We start from the raw sequence: 18901 nt of genomic DNA, 5'->3' as shown, positions 1-18901 counted from the left end.
GGATGGATGCGCCCGGACTGCACCGTGGGGGACAGGTGCTCCGGGCCCCAACTCTGCTGGATACTTCTTCGGCTGACGAACTCCTGCCCCCGGGAAGAGCATGGCCATGAAGATGGTGGACGATCTCACGATGTGTGGAGGGCCCGCAAAGCCGCTCCCTTCCTCGGAGAGTGCGTGCCTCATCCTCACGAGCACGACGACGCCGGCGGCGATCGGCAAGGTGTTCCGCATCGAGTCGGCGGATCACGTGCTCGGACGGGGAGCGGACGCGGGCTTTCAAATCAATGACCACGGTGTGTCGCGGCGGCACGCGCGCATCTCGCGCACGGCCGAGGGCGGCTTCCACCTGGCGGACCTGGGCTCGACCAACGGCACCTACCTCAATGGCGTGCGCATCGCGTCCGCCGAGCTGCACGAGGGAGACCGGGTGCAGATTGGCACCGTCACGGTGCTGCGCTTCTCCATGCGCGAGCTGGTGGAGCAGGGCGAGGAGCAGCTGCGCCAGGCGCTGAGCGCGGCGCGCGTGGGCATCTGGGATTGGAACGCCGTCACCGGCGCGGTGACGTGGTCCGAGCAGGTGGACCGGTTGTTGAGCCTGCCGGTGGGCTCGCTGTCGGGGCGCCCCACGGATCTGTCCGAGGTGGTTCACCCGGGAGACCTGCCGCGCGTGCGCGAGGCGCTGGCCACGGCGCTCGCCCAGCGCGTGCACCTGGACGTGGAGTACCGCATCGAAGTGGCGGGGGCGCGCGGCCGCTGGCTGTCCTGCAAGGGCGACGTGCTGTGCGACGAGACCGGCACCCCGGTGCGGATTACCGGCACGGTGATGGACATCACCGAGCGCAAGGTGGCCGAGCAGGAGCTGCGCCGCCAGGCACTCATCTTCGAGAGCCTGTGCGAGGGCGTGGTCATCACCGACGGCGGCGGGCGCATCATCGACTGGAACGCGAGCGCGGAGAAGATGTTCGGCCGGGGCAAGGCCGAGGCGCTCGGGCAGACGCTCTTCACGCTCCTGCACCCGGGCCAGGAGGACAAGCGCACCCAGGAGGTGCTCGCGGCGCTGGAGAGCAAGGGCCGGTGGACGGGCGAGGTGGACTTCAAGCGGCCCGACGGCTCGCAGTGCTACTGCGAGTCGGTGGTGGCGCCCCTGCGCGACGCGGAGGGACGGACCATCGCCCACATCCTGGTGCACCGCGACACCACCGAGCGCCGCCTGCTCCAGACGCGGCTGCAGATGGCGGACCGGCTGGCCTCGGTGGGCACGCTGGGCGCGGGCGTGGCGCATGAAATCAACAATCCGCTCGCGTACATGCTCGTCAACCTGCACCTCGTCTCCGAGGGCCTGGAGAAGCTGCGCAAGTCGCCGGTGGCCGAGTCCGTGGAGCCGCTGCACCAGGTGGTGCGCGAGACGGTGGAGGGCGCCGAGCGCATCGCCTCCATCGTGAGGGACCTGAAGACGTTCGCCCGCGGCCAGCAGGAGGACAGGCTGGGCCCGGTGGAGGTGAGCAAGGCGGTGGAGCTGGCGTGCAAGATGGCGGACAACGTCATCAAGCACCGCGCCCGGCTGGTGACGCAGTTCGAGCCCGTGCCCTCGGTGCAGGGCAACGAGTCGCGCCTGTGCCAGGTGTTCCTCAACCTGATGCTCAACGCGGCGCATGCCATTCCCGAGGCCGACGCGAAGGATCATGAAATCCGCGTCGTCATCCGCGAGGGCGGCACGGGCGAGGTGGTGGTGGAGGTGCGCGACACGGGCGTGGGCATGTCGTCCGAGGTGCAGGCGCGCATCTTCGATCCGTTCTTCACCACCAAGCCGGTGGGCGAGGGCACGGGACTGGGACTGTCCATCTGCCACGGCATCATCGACTCGATGGGTGGGCGCATCGCCGTGGAGAGCACGCCGGGCAAGGGGAGCACCTTCCGCGTGCACCTGGGCGTGGCCGGGACTCCGGTGGAGGTGCGGCAGGAGCCCGCGCCCGTGCCCGCCGCGGGCCGTGCGCGCATCCTCGTGGTGGACGACGAGCCCTATGTGACGCGGGCGCTGCAGCGCTCGCTGTCGCCCGAGCACGAGGTGGCCACCGTCAACACGGCCCGCGCCGCGCTCAAGCTGCTGGAGCAGGGCCACCGCTACGATCTCATCCTCTGTGACGTGATGATGCCGGGGATGACGGGCATGGACCTGTACGCGGAGCTGAATCGCTCGACGCCGGATCAGGCCCAGCGCGTGGTGTTCATGACGGGTGGAGCCTTCACCCCGCGCGCGCTGAGCTTCCTGCAGGAGGTGTCCAACCCGAAGCTCAGCAAGCCGCTCGACTTGCGGCAGCTCCGGGCGCTGGTGGGCCGCTCCGCCCAGTCGCCCGCCACGCCGGCTCCGTCCGCCTCCTCGCCCGTCGCCGTCTTCCAAGGTGGCGCGAGATGAGCGAGCGACAGTCGGGACGTGCCGCGGCGGCCCCCGCGGCCCCGGTGCAGGCGCCGGATGCGTCCGCGCAGCGCTCGCTCCACCCCGTTCCAGAGATACCAGCAGCCCCCGCGCGGGCCGAGCTGACGGCGCGCGCCCTGGTGGCCGGCGGACTCATCGGCACGGTGCTGGCCGTCACCAATGTCTACACGGGACTGAAGACGGGCTTCTGGGAGTCCGGGTGCGTGCTGTCCTCGCTGCTGGCCTTCGGCGGCCTGTCGGCGTTCGCCCGGCGGGGGACGCCGCTGTCCCCGCTCGAGACCAATGTCTCCCAGACGGCCGCGGTGTCGGTGGGTGCGATGCCCGCCAGCGCCGGACTGCTGGGCGCCGTGCCCGCGCTCGCGCTCCTGGGGACGCAGCCGCCCGGTTGGGCCGTGGCGCTGTGGGGCGTGGGGCTGGGGACGCTCGGCGTGCTGTTCGCCTTCTCGCTGCGCCGGCGCCTGCTCGAGGACGAGGCCCTGCCGTTCCCCACCGGGGCCGCCACCGCGGAGCTCATCTCCACGCTGCACTCCACCGACTCGGCCTATGCCGCGCGCGCTCGGGGCCTGTGGGCCAGCGGCCTGTGCTCGGTGGTGCTCACCTGGCTGCGGGATGCGCGTGGGCTCGTGCCGGGGTTCTCGCTGCTGCCCGCCTCGGTGCGCGTGGGAGGGCTCGGGGCGGACACCCTGATGCTGGGCATCGGCTGGAATCCGATGATGCTGGGCATCGGCGTGCTGGTGGGCCCCCACGCGGGATTGAGCATCCTGCTGGGCACGCTGGTGGCGTGGGTGGGCCTGGCGCCGTGGCTGGTGCACTCGGGCATCGTCACGGAGGTGGATTTCCAGCACCTCTCCGCGTGGCTGCTCTGGCCCGGCGTGGGGCTGATGGTGGGGGCGGCGGCCACGTCGCTCGCGTCCCAGGTGCGCGCCCTGCCGGCGGCGATGAGGGACTTGCGGCAACTCGGCGTGCAGGGCGGGGGCTGGGAGTCCACGGCCGGCCGCTGGGTGGCGAGGGCGGTGCTCCCGGCCATCCTGCTCACGCTGGGCATGGCGTGGTTCGCCTTCCACATGGGTCCGCTCTACTTCCTGCTGGCGCTGCTGATGGCCTTCCCGCTGTGCGCGGTGTGCGCCCGCGTCACGGGCCAGACGGACATCGCGCCCATGAGCTCCGTGGGGCAGGTGGCCCAGGTGGGCTTCGGCATGGTGGCTCCGGACGTGCCCGGGCTCAACATCGGCGCGGGCGGCGTGGTGTCGGGCGCCGCGTCGCACACCAGCGCGAGCCTGTGGTCGCTCCAGGCCGGGCGCCTGCTCGGAGCGCGGGCCTCGCGCCAGCTCCTCATCCAGCTCTCGGGGCTGCTGCTGGGCGCCGCCGTGGCCGTGCCCACCTACTCCCTGCTGGTGTCCGTGCACGGGCTGGGCTCGCCCGAGCTGCCCGTGCCCACGGGGGTGCAATTCAAGGCCGTGGCGCAGGTCACCTCGCATGGGCTGGCGGGCCTGCCGCGCGCGTCCGCGCTGGCCATGGGCCTGGCCTTCGTCCTGGGCGTGCTGCTGTCGGTGGGCGCGCGCGGGCGGCTGGCGCGGCTGCTGCCCTCGGCGGCCGCCATGGGCATCGGCTTCGTCCTGCCCGCCTTCTACGGCGTCACGCTGTGCGCGGGGGCGATGATTCCCGTGCTCGCGGCCCGGCTGAGGCCCTCGTCCACGCAGACGGTCCAGTCCGCGGGCGCGGGGGCCATCGTCGGCGAGGCCCTCATCGGCGTGCTCATCTCGGCGTTGATCGCCTCCGGCCTCATCCTCCCGCCGGGCTGAGGTGGGTCACGGCTCCCCGGCGTCCTCCGCGACAGGCGGCGCGGGGGGCGTCCGCGGCGCCGCTCCCGGAAAGGCGTGGCCCGGCGAGCACTGGTAGCGCCACAGGTGCGACTTGCGCGCGTACGTGCCTCCGGCGCCCGGGGCGCACTCCAGCAGCACGCGCCTGGCCATCTCCTGGTCGTGGTTGACGGTGTACTCGGTGCTCGTCTGGAAGATGCCCGCCTCCCGTAGCCCGGTCCGCTCGTCGGGCTTGATGGCGGTCCAGCCCTTCGCCCACTCCAGGTAGCGGGGCGGGTGCGCGCCGAGCCAGGCCTGCGCTCCGCCCTCCAGCACCTGGGGCGTATTGAGCCCGATGATGTCCACCACGAAGGCCCTGCCGAAGAAGCGCGAGGCCCCCGCGTCGAGCACCCACGCCGCCTCATCCGGTGAGGCGTGCGAGAGGAAGAGGCCCTCCTGGACCTGCAGGTCGTCGACGTTGTGCGCGTCGCTCTCGAGCCGGCTCAGCCGCGGGGCCAGTCCCGTGGCCACCACCAGCGGCAGCATCGCCGCCACCAGCGTGGGAAGCCGGGGCCCGTGCCTCGCCAGCCGCGGCTCCAGCCACCCGCCCAGCAGCACCGGCAGCGACGCCAGGAGGAAGGGGAGGGCGGGCATCACGTAGCGCTGGGCGTAGAAGTTGTCGACCCGCCCCGGGCGCAGCAGCGCCATCGAGACGGAGCAGAACACCAGCCCCACGGCCACGAGCCCCGCCGCCAGGCGCTCCGAGCCGCTAGATGACGGGCGGCGCAGCACGGCGTGGAGCGCCAGCGCCACGAGCACGAGGAGCACGGGCCAGGGCCAGGAGACCTCCGGCACGAGCTCGCTGTAGGCGACCCATTGCGAGCGCAGCAGCGACAGCAATAGCGGGGCCCGGGAGGTGGTGACCTTGACGTAGAACGTCGCCGGCAGTGGCCGGCCGGACGCGTACAGGTTCCACGCGGCCCACGCGCCACCGCCGAGCACCAGTCCCACTCCCGCCTCGAGCCAGCGCCGCACCACGGGCTTCCACCCGGGCTGGGGCCGCACCACGAGCGGCAGGAGGAACACGAAGAGGCCCACCTCCGGGCGGGCCAGCGGCCCGAGCGCGCCGCACAGCACGTACAGGCCCGGGCGTTGGCTCTGGAGCGCGAGCACGAAGCCCACCGCCGCGAGCGTGGCGAGCGGCACCTCCATGCCGGAGATGCTGGCGGCCACCAGCTGGGGGCTGAGCAGCACGAGCAGTGCCGCGCTCAGGGCCCACCGGCGGCCCGCGCCCCGCAGCGCCACGTACAGGCCCGCCGCGGTGAGCGCGTGCAGCAGGAAGCCCAGTAGCTTGGAGACGAGCACCGCCCGCTCCACGCTCGCCCCGCCGAGGTGCGCCACCGACAGCACGACAGCCCACAGGGGAGAGGTCTCGCCGGTGGCCGGCATGCCGGGGTTGTAGCTGAGCCCCTGGCCCTGGGCGACGCTGCGCGCGTAGACGGCGTGAATCCAGGCGTCATCGAGCGGGAAGCCCCGCGTCCGCCAGTAGTCGGGCACCAGCGCGAAGGTGAGCGCCAGCACCGCGAGCCCGCAGCCCACGCCGAGGGCCCACCCACCCGCGCGTCCCGCGAGCTTCACAGAGGAGTGAGAAGGTTCGCTGCTCATACGAGGGTGGCGAGCCTATCCCACGCCGCGTGCGGGACACCGTGCTTCCACCGGGCAATCAGCCGAGCGCTTCCCGGGCGCCCGGCCTCACGCCGCGGGGCTGAGGCGCGCGAGCTCCAGGCTGCGCTGCAACCGGCTTCGCATCACGTTGGGGAGGGTGCCCGCCCGGCGCAGCGCCTCCTCCAGGATGCGCACGGCCTGCGCCCGCTCGCCTCGCCGCAGGAGGGCCAGCCCCCGCAGCTCCAGCACCTCCAGCGGCTCCTGCTCCACCGAGAGCTCGCTGGAGCGGGCCAGCAGCGCGTTCCACTCCTCGGGGCTCGCGTCGCGCGTGGCCAGCTCCACCGTGCAGAAGATGACCTCCTCCGAGGGGCTGAACTCCGCGCCGCTCTGCTTCAGCGTCCGGCGGATTTCGGTCAGCAGCTCGCGCGCCTTCTCGTTCTGCCCCGTGTAGGCCAGCGCTCGCGTCTGTAGCAGCAGCGCCCACGGCCTCGGCGCCATCTCCGGGTGGTGCTGCTCCAGCTCCATGGCCCGGGCGATGTGCGGGGCCGCCGCCTCCGCGTCCCCCGCCTGCAGGAGCAGCTCGCCCATGTTGTGCTCGGCGAAGTACTCCCAGCCCACCATGCCCAGCTCTCGCCCCAGGTGCATGAAGAGCACCTGGTCCTGCATCGCCCCCTGGAAGTCGTTGCGCGCCACCCACAGGTTGCGCCGGTTGTTGATGGCGCTGCCCAGGTGCAGCCGGTCTCCACGCTCGGTGCACCCGGCGATGACCTCCGTGAAGATGCGCTCCGCCTCGTCCATCCGGCCGATGTTGGGCAGGATGACCCCGAGCAGCAGCTGCGCCACCACCCGCGACTCGTAGCCCGCGTCCCCCAGCTTCCGGGCCCGTTCAATCGCTTCCTGCAACGGCTCGCAGCACTCCTCCCACTGGCCGTTGCGGAACTGCGCCCGCCCCAGGCCCAGCAGCAGCCGCACCTGCAACAGCGGCGATTGCAGCTTCCCCGCGAAGGCCATGTCCTGGGCCGCGTACACCCGCTCCTCCGAGCGCGCGTAGTCGTTGATCCAGTCGTACGCCATGGCCTCGTCCAGCAGCAGGTCCACCTCGTCGGAGATGGCCTCCAGCTGCTTCGCCAGCTCGCGCGCCGCGGCGAAGTCCGCCAGCGAGTCCTCGTAGCGCCCCACGCGGTAGCGCATGAGTCCCCGGCCCCGGAGCACGGTGAGCCGGCGCCGCCGGTCCTCCGCGTCCAGCAGCTCCAACGCGCGCGTATAGGTGGACTCGGCCTCGATATACGCGTGGCGGCCGCGGGCGGACTCGGCCAGGTCGATGTAGAGCGCGGCGGCCTCGTCGCGCAGGCCGGCGGCGGCGGCGTGCAGGGCCAGACGGGGCAGGCGCTGGCGCTCGGCGGCTCCCGCGTCGCTCAGGTAGAAGCGGAAGGCGGCGCGGTGGATGCGCACCCGGTCCGCCTCGGGCAGCGAGCGCTCCACCGTGGCGCGCAGCAGCTCGTTGCGGAAGCTGATTCCCTCCTGGCGATGGTTCACCAGCAGGCCCAGGTCCAACAGCCGGCGCGTGGCGTGGCGCGGATCCAACGGGAAGTCCGCCGCGCCCCCGTCCTCCTCCAGCGCGTGCACCACGCCCTCGGCCTCGGCGGCGGTGAAGTCCGGGCCGAGCAGCGCGCACAGCCGCGCGTGCGCCGCGAGCTCCACCGGCAGGGCGCCCAACTCGCGGTCCGCGAGCCAGTCCACCAGCCGCAGCTCCGGCATGCGCTCCAGCTCGTCGGTGGCCAGGTACCAGCTGCCGCCGCTGGCGCGCTGGCGCACCAGGCCCTGGCGCTTGAGGCCGCGCACCAATTCCACGAGGAAGAGGGGAATGCGCTGGGCGCGCTCGGCGAGCCGCTCGAGCGCGGCGGCGGGGATGTTCTCCGCGGGGCGCAGCAGGGTGCGGCACAGCTCCACCGCGCTGGGCGGCGACAGGGGCCCGAGCGACAGCACGTGGCGGCGGGCGGCGCGCGTGCCCCACGAGGGACGCAGGCGCTCGAAGCCCGGGCGCGTGAGCACGCACACCCAGAGGGGCAGGCGGGACTCGGCCAGCGCGGCGTACTCGAGCGCGTCCAGGGCCGTCTCCTCGGCGTAGTGCGCGTCGTCGAGGATGAGGCACAGGGGCCGGCGGCGCGCGCGGGCGGCGAGCAGCTCACCGGCGGCGCGCATGGCCAGCGAGCGCAACGCGCCGGGTGCCGCCGCCCAGTTCTGCAGCCCGGCGGCGCCCGGGGCGAGCCACCCCAGCGTGGAGGCCACGCCGGGCCACAGCTCGTGGGCCAGCTGCGGCCCCAGCAGCTCGAAGCAGGCGGCACGGCCCTCGTGGTCGGAGCCCGTCAGCTCGGCCTCGCCGCGGAAGTCGTACAGCGCGCCGCGCAGCAGCATGCGCAGGGTGCCTTCCGGGTCGCCCTGCACCGGCTCGCGGGCGCGCCACGTGGCCACCCGCGCGTGGGGCAGGGCCACCTGCAACTGCTGCGCAAGCGCGGCGCTCAGGTGCGTCTTGCCCTGGCCCCGGTCCCCCAGCACGGTGACGAGCGTGGGCGCGCCCTCCACCAGCGCCAGGCCCGCGCCCTCCATCAGCTCGGCCAGCTCGTTGCCGCGGCCCACCAGCACCCCGCTGCCGTGCTGGAGGATGGTGACGTCCTCGCGCCCCGGGGCCGTGGACACGCGCCGGAAGATGCCGTCGCGGTCCGGCAACGGCTCGCACAGCAGGTCCGGCAGGGCCTCGGCCGCCGCGGTGGTGAGCAGCAGCGTGGAGGGATCGTCGTCCGTGGGGTAGCGGTCCCGGCGCGAGAAGATGGGGCCCAGGTAGCGCGAGGGCCCTCCGGGGCGGCGCTGCACCGTCACCGTGGCCACGTCCACCAGCGCGGCGGGCGCCAGGTTCTGCGCGGCGAGGCCCTCGGCGGCCTGCCGGGCGCGCTGCACGGGGTTCTCCCCCGCGTCCGGATCGAAGGCGCTGGCGAAGCGCGTGCCCTCGTGGAAGGCCATCTGCCCGCCGAAGCTGGCGAGCGCCTTCTGCACGGTGACGGGGTTGGCGCCCGAGCGGAAGAAGAGCACCGCCACCGAGCGCCGCACGGGCGCGGGCGGCGTGGGCGCCACCTTCTCCTGGGCCCGGGCGGGAGTCAGCGCCGGGGCGAAAGTCTTGTCGGTGCTGGCCGTCAGCGCCTCGTGGAGCGCGAGCTTCAGCACGGCCACGGTGTCGTAGCGGCGCTCGCGCTCCTTGGCGAGGCAGCGCAGCACCACCTGCTCCAGCGGCGCCGGCACGGGGGTGAGCTCCGAGGGGCGCACGGGCCGGCGCGCCAGGTGCGCGTGGATGACGTCGGACGGGGTGCCGAAGAAGGGCGGCCGGCCGGTGAGCATCTCGTAGAAGAGGATGCCCAGGGAGTAGATGTCCGAGCGCACATCCAACCCCGGCTGGCCCGAGCACTGCTCGGGGGACATGTACTCGACGGTGCCCGCGAAGGAGTCGCCGACGGGAGGCGTGGGCTCGTCGGTGGTGGAGAGGGCCGGGTTGCTCACGGGCCGCGAGAGTCCGAAGTCGAAGAAGCCGGCCGAGTGCGTGCCGTCATCGAGGAAGACGTTCTCCGGCTTGAGGTCGCCGTGGAGGTAGCCGTGGCCGTGCACCGCCGCGAGCGCCTCCAGCAGGGCCCGCGAGCGCGAGGTGAGCTCGGGCAGCGGCATGGGGCCGGAGAGCTGCGCCAGCCGCCGGGCCAGGGTGGGCAGCGCGATGAACCGCATGACGAGGTACGGGGCGCCGCTGGCCAGCGTGCCCCCGTCGTACACGGCGGGCACGGTGGGCGGGCCGATGACGCGCAGCACCTCGGCCTCGCGGGCCAGCTGCATGCGCGCCAGGGGCACCTCGGCGTGGGCCACCTTGATGGCCACATGCTGGCCGTCCTGCTCGCGCCGCGCGGAGTAGAGCGTGCCGAAGCCGCCGCGGGCGATCTCCTCCTCCACGTGGTAGCCGTCGAGCGCCAATGCCGGAACCGGCCGGCCGCGCCCCGCGTTGGGGGCGTTGGTCGGGGTGGCTCCTCGGGGACAGTGCGCGTGGGTCCCCTCCCAACGCTGCCCGCATGTCACGCAACGCGGCACGAGGAAGATCCTACCACTCCAGCGGGGGCCCTCCCCTAATTGGCCCGGAGCCGGGAGCAGTGGGGGGGCCCGCAGCTCCCATGCGGCCAGCACTCGGAGTGACGGCGCGCATCGCATGCGGGAAGACGGGGCAGAGTGCCCCGCACTCGTTGACGTCAACGAGTGGTGTATGTAAATGTGCGATGCTCGTTGACGTCAACGAGTGAAGTGCGGGGCTGACGTCTTCCGGTGTAACGGATCGAGCGGCTCCTGCCTGCTCGCATCCAGTTTCATCGCGTCATGTGATGTTGCCCTGCTTTGGCGGGCACCACGCCGGGCATGTCGCGCTTCCACCGAGTCCATCCCCGAACATGGGCGCCCCCGGGTTCTGATAGCCTTCCCACTCCCGAGGTTGAGCGCATGACCGGACTTCCACCGTCACTAGCCGGTGCCGTCGGAGCGGCACCATGAAGCCCACGCTGGAGGACGTGGTGTGGCCGGGCATGGTGGTGAGCGGCTACCGCATCGAGAAGAAGCTGGGAGCTGGCGGCTTCGGCAAGGTGTTCCTCGCGTGGCGCGACGGTGGCCCGTGCGCCCTCAAGTTCATTCACCTGGAGAGCGTGGGGGAGTGGGGCTGGCGCGAGCTGTTCATCATGCTGCGCCACGAGTTCCCCAACGTGGTGAAGCTGCTGAGCCACTTCAAATGGCCGGACGAGAGGCCCGAGTACCTGGTGCTCGTCATGGAGTACGTGCCGGGAGTGACGCTCTACCAGTGGGCCCGGGACAACAATCCGTGCGCCCGTGAGCTGGTGGAGAAGTTGCTGCCGCTCGCCCGGGCGTTGAAGGAAGTCCACGCCAAGGACGTGAAACACCGGGACTTGAAGGGCGACAACGTGCTGGTGCACGAGGTGGACGGAGCACCGGTGCTGGTGGACTTCGGCGCCGGTGCCATGCCGGGCGCTCCTCCCGTCACGGGAGCCCTGGCCCCGGCCAACCTCCGCTATCGCAGCCCCGAGGCCGTGGCCTTCTTCCTGCGCGAGGACCGCAAGCGGGGAGAGAACTACGACTACTCGGTGGGGGACGAGCTGTACGCGCTGGGCGTCATCCTCTACGTGCTCGCCACCGACGTGTACCCCTTCAACGGCCCGGACGACGAGCTGCTGGGGGAGATTCTTGAGGGCAACCCCAAGCCCCCTCACGTGCGCAACTCCCGCGTGCCCCGGGCTCTGAGTGAGCTGTGCCTGCGCCTGCTGGCCAAGGCGAACGCCCGCGTGCCGGATGACGAGGCGTTGTGCGTGGCGCTGGAGAAGTTGCTGGAGAAGGCGAAGACGAACCCCCGGTGGGAGGTGCCCCTGTGCTACGGCTGGACGGTGGACGGGCGCACCACCGAGGACGCGCCGGAGCTGGTGGGCCACGACCCCGAGGCGTGGCTGCGCAAGTGGATCCGGCAGAAGCCCAAGCGGGGCAGGCCGCCTGCTCCTCCCGTCGTAGCTCCCGCCCCACCCGAGCCGCCTCTCACGTCAACGGTCCCCACGCTTCGCACCCGCGTGAGGCGGGTCGCTCCGTTCCTGATGGCGGTGGTGGGACTCGCGGTAGTAGGGGTGGGGCTGGGCCACGTCCTCGGCCAACGCCAGCCGCCGCCTTCCTCACCGACTCCAGGCCAGCCGGTGCTCACGGCTCCCCTACCTGAGGAATTCTCCCTCGATGACCCGGCGCCATGGGCCACGCACGTCCATGAAGTAGCGCCACCGTGGAAGCCGCCCGAAGCTGATACAGGCGCAACGCCCCCGAAGGCGGACACCCCTGCGCCCGTCACCACCATGACGCTCAGCTCGGTAACAACTCGCATGAAGAAGAAGGCCCCCGGCTCACAGGCGGAGAAGGAGAAGAAGGGCAACGGCTTCAACGGGGCCAACGTGCTGCTCGCGGTGGCCGCCGCTGCCAACATGGCGTGTCCCGGTGCGCAGGTTCGCAAGGAGCCCGCGCCCCAGGCGTGCCCGGCTGGTGCTGTCGAGACCATGACCCGCCAGCTCGGCATGGACCTGGGGGATAGGGATAGGGGAATCCTCGGGGATAGGGGAAGCGTCGACCTTCCCGGCAAGAAGAAGGGCAGTTGGGAGCCCGTGCCCGTGAAGGACGGCCCCATCTCCCTGGAGTTGAAGGGTGCCTTCGCGGTGGGGACCGACCCCATGGGCCGGGGTGGGCGCATTGCACTGCCGGACGGCACGCGGCTCTCCGGGCAGCTCTGCATCGGGGAGAAGCGCGTCTATGGACGCATCACCCAGGCCGTCACGCCCGCTGGAGACACGTTCACCGTCTGCATGGAGCTGTACGACCACAGCGACCGCGGTCTCGAGATCGAGCCTGACGGAGGAGCCGTCAAGGTGCACCCCATCGCGGATGTGAGGGCGGTGGACCGCTTCGAGTAGCGCCAGGCCGGGGCTTGGTGGGCTGGAAGCCCAGGTGGCTCGCGCATGACCGGGCAGGAGGTGTGTTAGAGGCCCACGTCTCCGGTCTCTTCCTCGCCTTCGTGGAGGTTCCCGCTCCGTGTTCGCCTTCTCCTCCACCGCCCTGCTCGGACTGGTCCTGCTCACTGCCCCGGCAGAGGCCGCCGAGCGAGTTCCACTCCCCACATGTGAGACGGGCACGCGCCACATTGAGCTGGACGCGAGTGCCCCCAGCAGGACGCCGGAGGTGTGCATCCGGCCGGAGCTGTCCATCACCCTGCTCTTCGACGCGAAGCTGGCACGCGTGGACGTGGAGGGGCGGGAGCGGTTCCGCCGGGTGGAGCTGGCAACGGCATCCCTGACGCTCGTGGCCTCGGACGCGCTGCACGACGGGGAGCGCGTGTCGGTGACGGTGTACTTCCAGGACGACGGGGCCCCGACAAGTGCCACCTTCATGCTGGTGGTCCACCCGTCCCAGGCGGAGCGGCAGGTGGAGATATCCCGCCACGAGCGCACATTGGCGTCCTACCGACAGGGAGAGCAGCAGGCGCGAGCCGAGGCCCAACAGTGCCGGGAGGAGAAAGCGCGTCTCCAGGCCGAGTGCAGCGGCCAGGGTGGGCTCACGGGCCTCATCGAGAACGGATGGCTCGGCAAAACGGGCGTTGTTGCCCGTGAGCTCAAGGGCGTCACCTCACGTTCGGCAGATCCCCTCGAAGTACGGGACGTCATCAGCTACCGGGCCGTTGGACCCAAACGGGGCCGGGTGGCCGTGGAGCTGGAGCTGCGCAACGGGGGTACGGTGACGTGGACGCCCATGGGTGCGGCCCTGGTGGGCTCCAAGCGCGAGGAGCTGACGGGGCTGACGGTGCGCTCCCTGGAGCCCATCCCGCCAGGGAGGTCGCAGCGCATCGTGGTGGAGCTGAATGCGGCGGAGAGCGAGGCCCGGGGAACCTACACGCTCAAGTTGTGGGCTGGAGAGGCTGGAGCCGGAGGTGTGAACGTCGATGGCGTGACGTTCCCCTAGGCCCCCCGGACACGAATGTTGTTCCCCCCTGCGGAGCGTTGCCTCACACCGCTGGGAGGCTCCCACGCCCTCCACATACAGTAGGTGAATAAGAGCAATGTCCGGGGGCGTAGAATCGCCTTATGGCTCGTCTTCTCGCCGTGATTGCCCTCTGCCTGCTCATCACCGGCTTCTTCCACCCGATGCCGCCGTTGCTCATCGCACTGCTGACGCTCTTCATGATTTTCGGCGGGCTCGGTTTGGTGCTCGAAGCTATCGGAGGAACTATCCGATGGGTGGGCCAGAAGTCGCTGGGGGAGGAACGCTGGTCTCTTGTTGAGCGCCGCCTCACCAAGGAGCTGCTGCTTTGCGTGCTCGGCTACGGGTTTGGGGCGTGGCTGGTCTGGGGGCTCGCCTTGAAGCTGCGGCGCGAGTTCTTCCCCGAGACCACCCTGTACGATGCGGTCACTTTCGTGATCGCCTGGGTTGCCGTGCTTGGCATCGTGGGTGCTCCCATCGCGCTCTTCATGAGCGGGTTCATGCGGGGGCTCAAGGGAGAGGAGCGACCGTCTGCGTCGAAGCAGAACCCGACGCAGGGGGTGTGAGAACCAGGGCGGCCAAGCCCCCGGGCATCGAGCCTGTCCACTATAGAAGCTCCCCCGCTCTGACAGGTTGAGTCTGGGCGCTGACCTGCTTGGTTGGCTGGTGCTTTCTTTCGACGGCATCCCATGTTACCTGAGAGATACTTAGTTTTAGTTAAGAGTACCTGAAAGGTTTAGGAGGTGCCCTCGTGAACGAGCCATCGAGCAACGACAGCTTCCCCATCCACCCCACGGGTCCTGACGGTCTTCTCTTCGAGGGACCCGCGTACCGCTACACCTTCATCTCCTCGCTGCTGGACGCGCCTGATCCCATGGCCATCGCCCGACGCACTCCCATGAAGGGGGAGGGCGCTGCGTGCCGCGTCATCATCAAGCGGGTGCAGATGCCCCCGGAGGACGAGCGCCGCCAGCGAGCGGTGGAGGAGGTGCGGCTCGCCGCCCGTCTGCGTCACCCCGGCATCGTCCAGGTGTACGGGCTGGAGGACTACCAGGGTGTGCCCTACGTGGTGATGGAGCACACCGAGGGAGTCTTCCTGGCGACGGCCATGGAGACGGCGTTGCTGCTGGGCAGGACGCTCGCACCCGCTCATGCCGTCTACATCGCCGCCGAGGTGGCCGACGCGCTCCACTACGCCTGGAACAGCCAGGGCGAGGACGCCCGACCGCTGCACCTCGTCCACCGGGCCGTGAGTCCCACGAGCATCCGGCTGGAGTTCAGCGGCCGGGTGACGCTCACCGACTTCGGCGTGGCCTACTCGCGGATGGTGGGCCGGTTGGACACGCCCTCCAAGGTGCTGCGTGCGGAGCTGGCCTATGCCGCCCCCGAGGTGATGCGCCGCCAGAAGCCGGATGGGCGAGCGGACCTCTACTCGCTGGGCATGGTGCTGCTGGAAATGCTGTCGGGGCAGTACCCGCTGGATCCGCCGGACGTGAACCTGCCTTTCGGCGGGTCCTCGGAGGTGAGCCGCTACAACGCCCGCGTCCGTCCCGAGCGGCCCTCCTGGACGAGCCCGGGGGAGCTGGCCAACCGCATCCTGAGCTTCGGCCCGGATGACGTGGAGCGGGTAGCCGCCCAGGTGCCCGAGCCGCTCAAGTGCATCCTCCACAAGGCCCTGCACGCCCACCCGGACGACCGCTACCAGACCGCCGGTGAGATGCGGGACGAGCTGCGCGCGTGGCTCAACGGCCAGGGCAGGCCGTTCGGGCTCTCCGAGGCGGAGGCGGAGCTGGACGCCCTCCTCCGCGAGAAGCCTCCTCCTCAGGAAACGCACGCATTCCCCATCGAGAAGGGCGTGCTGCCCACCCCCGAGGAGGAAGCCACAGCCGAGGAGGAAGCCACCGAGGAAGAGCCGAAAGACCGGAGTGAGTGACCATGAAGAAGAACACCCACCTGATGACGAAGAAGAAGATGACCGTCCACCTGGGAGATGTGCTGCGAGAGGCCCGGCTCAAGGCCGAACTCACCCAGGCGGACGTGGCCGAGCGCGTGGGAGTGGCCACCGAGGTGTACGGGCGGATAGAGCGGGGCAACCTGACGCCGAGCGTCCCCAGCCTGCGACGGCTGTGCGTGGCTCTCCGGGTAGACGCCAACGCCGTCCTGAACCTCACAGGCCACGAGGCGGCGACTTGGTTGCAGGAGTCCGAGCCTACCCCGGAGGAATCGCCACAACTGCGCCGCCTGCTACGCACCCTGCGCCAGTTGGATGACAAGCAGCTCTCCGCTGTCGGCTACATGGCGCGCAGCCTCGTGTCACCCGAGGCCCGTTAGCTCTCGTCCGAGAGGTGGGTGTCGGCCGTCTCCAGCAGCTTGCGCATGAGCGCCAACCTCTCCGGCGGCCACCCCTGCAAGATGTGGATGATGCGGCTGAGCTCCGGGTGCTCGCCGGCTCTAGGCGGAGGGGCTGGTGCCGTCTCCTCGCGGGCCTGGGCACCCAGGGACAGGAGCACGTCCGAGGAGATGCCCAGGGTCTCGCACATGCGGCGCAACGTGGGCACGCTGGGCGTCATCATCCCGCGCTCGACCCGGCCGTAGACGCCGGACTTCAAGCGCACCTTCTTGGCCACCTCCGCCTGAGTGAGGCCCAGCCGCAGGCGAGCAGCCCGGGCCGCGTCCCCCAGCAGGCGTTGCAGCTTTTCGTCCATGCGGTGCGTCTACTCCAAAGAATGGGAGGCTCGCTCGTAAAAGCAGGGAGGGAACGTCGGCCTTGTGCGCTCGGCGTCCCCCTCCCTGCCTGGGCGACTCACTGCACGCGGACGCCTGGTGCTACTTCGCCGCCAGGGTGGGCTCCGCGTTCATGCCCTCCTGGAGCGCCTTCAGGAGCCGCGCCACCTCCGACATCGGCACGTCCTGTACGCTGAGGAGCGTCTTGCCGTCCTCGCTGCGCGAGCTGAGGCGAACCGGGGCCACCCCGTCGAAGTTGCGGAGGAGGCTGTCCTCGAAGAACAACAGGCGTGCCTTGTCGGGCACCGGGACACGCACCGGGGGCGGGGTCTTCTTGAGCCTCGTGGCCCGCTCCAACTCATCCACACTGCACTCGGCGAAGGGCTTCGCCACCACCTTGCCATCGTCTTGCGGCACGTCGATGACCATGACGCCGGGGTTGCCCCTGTCCAGCACCATGCCGGTGGCCTCCACGTAGCGGAGCAGCGCCCGCAGGGTGTACACGCCGAAGTTGGTGCAGATCGCCTCCGGGAAGTTCCGGGCCACGGTGCCGTACACGGTCAGCGTGGACTGCGAGACCGCCTTCACCTTCCTGCTGAAGTAGACCTGGGCGTTCTTGTACCCGGCCACCTCCGCCAGCTTCCGGTCCACGACGTGGTTGTAGAGCGTGCCGATCTGGTGCTGGTTGGTGTTCCCCTGCTGGATGAGACTGTTGATGGTGTCGCCGATCTCCTCCAGCGTCATGTCCGTGCCGATTGCCTGTCCAATCACTGCCATGGTGTTTCCCCCTCTTTGGGTAGGTAGGGCCGCGGAGCGCGGCCTTGGGCACGGGCACAGCAGTTGGCGGGCCAACGCTCGAGTCGCCTCATTCCAGAGACTTACGGCTCGAGCAGGCTCCAGCGGAGTCCATGCCTCAAGCGCCTCGTCCGAAAGTCGGGACGGTCACTCGTTGACATCAATGAGTGGTGCAGGTGGGTGTGCGATGCTCGTTGACGTCAACGAGTGACGCGACCTGGCCCCGCGAACCAGCCCTTCCTCTCGTGGGGAGCGTCCGAGCGGAGTGCCAAGTCCATTGTCAGTTGAGGACACGCGTGGGTTGCCGCGAGGGCGGCTCATTTCTTCCGCAGCGTCTTCAGGGCACCGCCCCAGGCGATGACCTGGTCAAGCAAGGCGTGGACCGACTTCTCATGGTGGGGATCCGGCTTGAAGGCGGTGTAGTTCTCGAAGTCGGTCCGGAGCGAGAGCATCACCTGGGCGCGCACGTCGGCCACCTGCAACTCGCCCATCACCAGCCGCAGTTGCTCCACGGCGCGCGTTCCGCCGGCGCTGCCGTAGCCCACGAAGCCGGCCGCCTTGTTGTTCCACTCACGGTACAGATAGTCGATGGCGTTCTTGAGCGCACCGGACGTCCCGTGGTTGTACTCGGGTGTCACGAAGACGTAGGCGTCGAAGGTGGCGATCTTCGCGGACCAGACCTTGGTGTGCGGGTGCATGTACTGCCCCAGGGACGGCGGCACCGGCTCGTCGAGCAGCGGCAGGTTGTAGTCCTGGATGTCCACGAGCTCGAACTCAGCGTCGCCGCGCTTCTTCGCGAGCTCGTGGACCCAGCGAGCCACGGCCTCGGCCTTGCGGCCCGGACGCGTGCTTCCGATGATGATGGCCACCTTGAGCATGGTTCATTGCTCCCCTGCGCGGGTGGGCGTGAGGGGCTGTCTCCGTGTCAGCCGTCCGCCTCCCGGGAATCTGTTTCCCCTGGGGCGGGTATGCAGGCGCGGGCCCGTCGTGCGCGGCGCCCGCGAGCCCTACCGGGCAGCGGGCCAGCGGACAGGCCCTCGCCAGAAGTGGTCGGCTGCATTGAACGGGTTCCCCCACATGCCCAGCGTCCATGGGAGGGCCCATCACGGACGTCCAAGGACGCAACGATGCCGTCATGGCTTCAGGCGGGGCTGTGGGGAGGGCTCGCGGGTAGTGCCCTGCTGCTGGGCGCGCTCGTGGGGTACGCCACCTGTCTGCCGCAGCGGCTCCTCGCCGGCATCATGGCCTTCGGCGCCGGAGTGCTCATCTCCGCCCTCTCCTTCGAGCTGATGGAAGAGGCCGTGCGCCATGGGGACTTCCTGGCCGTGGCCATTGGCTTCGTGAGTGGGGCCGCCGTCTACAGCGCGGCCAACGTCGTCCTCGCGCGGCAGGGGGCGAAGCACCGCAAGCGCTCGGGCTCGCAGCAGCCCTCGCAGGAGCAGGACTCGAGCAGTGGCCTGGCCATCGCCGTGGGGGCGCTGCTCGACGGCATCCCCGAGTCCATCGTCATAGGCGTGAGCCTGCTTACGGGGAGTGGTTCCGTGCGCTTCGTGGCGGTGGCGGCCATCTTCCTCTCCAACGTGCCCGAGGGCCTCTCGTCTTCCTCGGGCATGAAGAAGGCGGGGCGCTCGAAGGCGTACGTCTTCGGGGTGTGGGGCGGCATCGCGCTCGTCTCCGCGCTGGCGTCCCTGCTGGGCTACGTCCTCTTCCGGGGCGTCTCCTCGGGGGTCATCGCGGGCACCATGGCCGTGGCGGCGGGGGCCATCCTCGCGATGATCGCCGACACGATGATTCCGGAGGCGGTCGAGGGCGCGCACGATCTCACCGGCCTCATCACCGTGCTCGGCTTCCTGGCCGCCTTCCTCCTCGGCCGGGTGGGGGGCTGAGGACGGAT

The 18901-nt window shown here is 70.6% G+C and carries 13 protein-coding genes; 8 read left to right on the top strand and 5 right to left on the bottom strand.

Annotated elements, in window-relative coordinates; genetic code table 11:
- Positions 1-100: 100 nt before the first annotated feature.
- Complete coding sequence (locus ACJ8AN_RS39935; RefSeq protein WP_407760884.1) at positions 101-2413, top strand: PAS domain-containing protein; 2313 nt, start codon at positions 101-103, stop codon at positions 2411-2413.
- Positions 2410-4236 carry an OPT/YSL family transporter gene (locus tag ACJ8AN_RS39930; RefSeq protein ID WP_407760883.1) on the top strand — a complete coding sequence of 609 codons (1827 nt, stop codon included), beginning with the start codon at positions 2410-2412 and terminating at the stop codon, positions 4234-4236. The genes ACJ8AN_RS39935 and ACJ8AN_RS39930 overlap by 4 nt, the downstream gene beginning before the upstream one ends.
- A 6-nt stretch (positions 4237-4242) precedes the next feature.
- On the opposite strand, the gene ACJ8AN_RS39925 is transcribed toward ACJ8AN_RS39930, so the two are convergent.
- Both ACJ8AN_RS39925 and ACJ8AN_RS39920 read right to left on the bottom strand, forming a co-directional pair.
- A complete protein-coding gene (locus ACJ8AN_RS39925; protein ID WP_407760882.1) occupies positions 4243-5871 on the bottom strand; it encodes a hypothetical protein in 1629 nt (542 codons plus the stop codon).
- A gap of 114 nt (positions 5872-5985) precedes the next feature.
- Positions 5986-9906 (bottom strand): serine/threonine-protein kinase PknK, encoded by a 3921-nt coding sequence (locus tag ACJ8AN_RS39920; protein WP_407760881.1) that lies wholly within the window; start codon positions 9904-9906, stop codon positions 5986-5988.
- A gap of 560 nt (positions 9907-10466) precedes the next feature.
- Between ACJ8AN_RS39920 and ACJ8AN_RS39915 the strand changes: the two genes are divergently transcribed.
- The 5 genes from ACJ8AN_RS39915 (at position 10467) to ACJ8AN_RS39895 (ending at position 15819) form a co-directional block, all read left to right on the top strand.
- Positions 10467-12428, top strand: coding sequence for a serine/threonine protein kinase (locus tag ACJ8AN_RS39915; protein WP_407760880.1), 1962 nt, complete (start codon positions 10467-10469; stop codon positions 12426-12428).
- Positions 12429-12546: 118 nt separating this feature from the next.
- Positions 12547-13470, top strand: a complete 924-nt coding sequence (locus ACJ8AN_RS39910; RefSeq protein ID WP_407760879.1) for a DUF2381 family protein — start codon at positions 12547-12549, stop codon at positions 13468-13470.
- A 122-nt stretch (positions 13471-13592) separates the two neighbouring features.
- Positions 13593-14054, top strand: coding sequence for a hypothetical protein (locus ACJ8AN_RS39905; RefSeq protein ID WP_407760878.1), 462 nt, complete (start codon positions 13593-13595; stop codon positions 14052-14054).
- 185 nt (positions 14055-14239) lie between these two features.
- Positions 14240-15421, top strand: coding sequence for a serine/threonine-protein kinase (locus ACJ8AN_RS39900; protein ID WP_407760877.1), 1182 nt, complete (start codon positions 14240-14242; stop codon positions 15419-15421).
- A 2-nt stretch (positions 15422-15423) separates the two neighbouring features.
- Positions 15424-15819: a helix-turn-helix transcriptional regulator gene (locus ACJ8AN_RS39895; RefSeq protein ID WP_407760876.1), complete on the top strand. Its 396-nt coding sequence runs from the start codon at positions 15424-15426 to the stop codon at positions 15817-15819.
- Here ACJ8AN_RS39895 and ACJ8AN_RS39890 read toward each other — a convergent pair.
- The 3 genes from ACJ8AN_RS39890 to ACJ8AN_RS39880 all read right to left on the bottom strand — a co-directional run bounded on the left by ACJ8AN_RS39890 (position 15816) and on the right by ACJ8AN_RS39880 (position 17885).
- Positions 15816-16193 (bottom strand): multiprotein-bridging factor 1 family protein, encoded by a 378-nt coding sequence (locus ACJ8AN_RS39890; RefSeq protein ID WP_407760875.1) that lies wholly within the window; start codon positions 16191-16193, stop codon positions 15816-15818. The two genes, ACJ8AN_RS39895 and ACJ8AN_RS39890, sit on opposite strands and share 4 nt — an antisense overlap.
- 121 nt (positions 16194-16314) lie before the next feature.
- Positions 16315-16989 carry a hypothetical protein gene (locus tag ACJ8AN_RS39885; RefSeq protein WP_407760874.1) on the bottom strand — a complete coding sequence of 225 codons (675 nt, stop codon included), beginning with the start codon at positions 16987-16989 and terminating at the stop codon, positions 16315-16317.
- 335 nt (positions 16990-17324) lie between these two features.
- The gene (locus ACJ8AN_RS39880) at positions 17325-17885 is read right to left on the bottom strand and encodes an NADPH-dependent FMN reductase (protein WP_407760873.1); all 561 of its coding nucleotides are present in this window, start codon (positions 17883-17885) and stop codon (positions 17325-17327) included.
- A 249-nt stretch (positions 17886-18134) separates the two neighbouring features.
- Here ACJ8AN_RS39880 and ACJ8AN_RS39875 point away from each other — a divergent pair, with 249 nt between their 5' ends.
- On the top strand, positions 18135-18893 hold the full coding sequence (locus ACJ8AN_RS39875; RefSeq protein ID WP_407760872.1) for a ZIP family metal transporter: 759 nt from the start codon (positions 18135-18137) through the stop codon (positions 18891-18893).
- Positions 18894-18901 lie beyond the last annotated feature (8 nt).

Origin of the sequence: Archangium sp., from assembly GCF_045802675.1 — a bacterium.
In the GTDB taxonomy this organism is placed as follows: domain Bacteria; phylum Myxococcota; class Myxococcia; order Myxococcales; family Myxococcaceae; genus Archangium.
This window is presented reverse-complemented; position numbering and strand designations above follow the sequence as displayed.

Bases quoted from the DNA above. Each gene is read 5' to 3' on its own strand.
- ACJ8AN_RS39885 (WP_407760874.1), bottom strand. From the start codon at position 16,989: ATGGCAGTGATTGGACAGGCAATCGGCACGGACATGACGCTGGAGGAG.
- ACJ8AN_RS39895 (WP_407760876.1), top strand. From the start codon at position 15,424: ATGAAGAAGAACACCCACCTGATGACGAAGAAGAAGATGACCGTCCAC.
- ACJ8AN_RS39880 (WP_407760873.1), bottom strand. From the start codon at position 17,885: ATGCTCAAGGTGGCCATCATCATCGGAAGCACGCGTCCGGGCCGCAAG.
- ACJ8AN_RS39930 (WP_407760883.1), top strand. From the start codon at position 2,410: ATGAGCGAGCGACAGTCGGGACGTGCCGCGGCGGCCCCCGCGGCCCCG.
- ACJ8AN_RS39905 (WP_407760878.1), top strand. From the start codon at position 13,593: ATGGCTCGTCTTCTCGCCGTGATTGCCCTCTGCCTGCTCATCACCGGC.
- ACJ8AN_RS39915 (WP_407760880.1), top strand. From the start codon at position 10,467: ATGAAGCCCACGCTGGAGGACGTGGTGTGGCCGGGCATGGTGGTGAGC.
- ACJ8AN_RS39890 (WP_407760875.1), bottom strand. From the start codon at position 16,193: ATGGACGAAAAGCTGCAACGCCTGCTGGGGGACGCGGCCCGGGCTGCT.
- ACJ8AN_RS39875 (WP_407760872.1), top strand. From the start codon at position 18,135: ATGCCGTCATGGCTTCAGGCGGGGCTGTGGGGAGGGCTCGCGGGTAGT.
- ACJ8AN_RS39935 (WP_407760884.1), top strand. From the start codon at position 101: ATGGCCATGAAGATGGTGGACGATCTCACGATGTGTGGAGGGCCCGCA.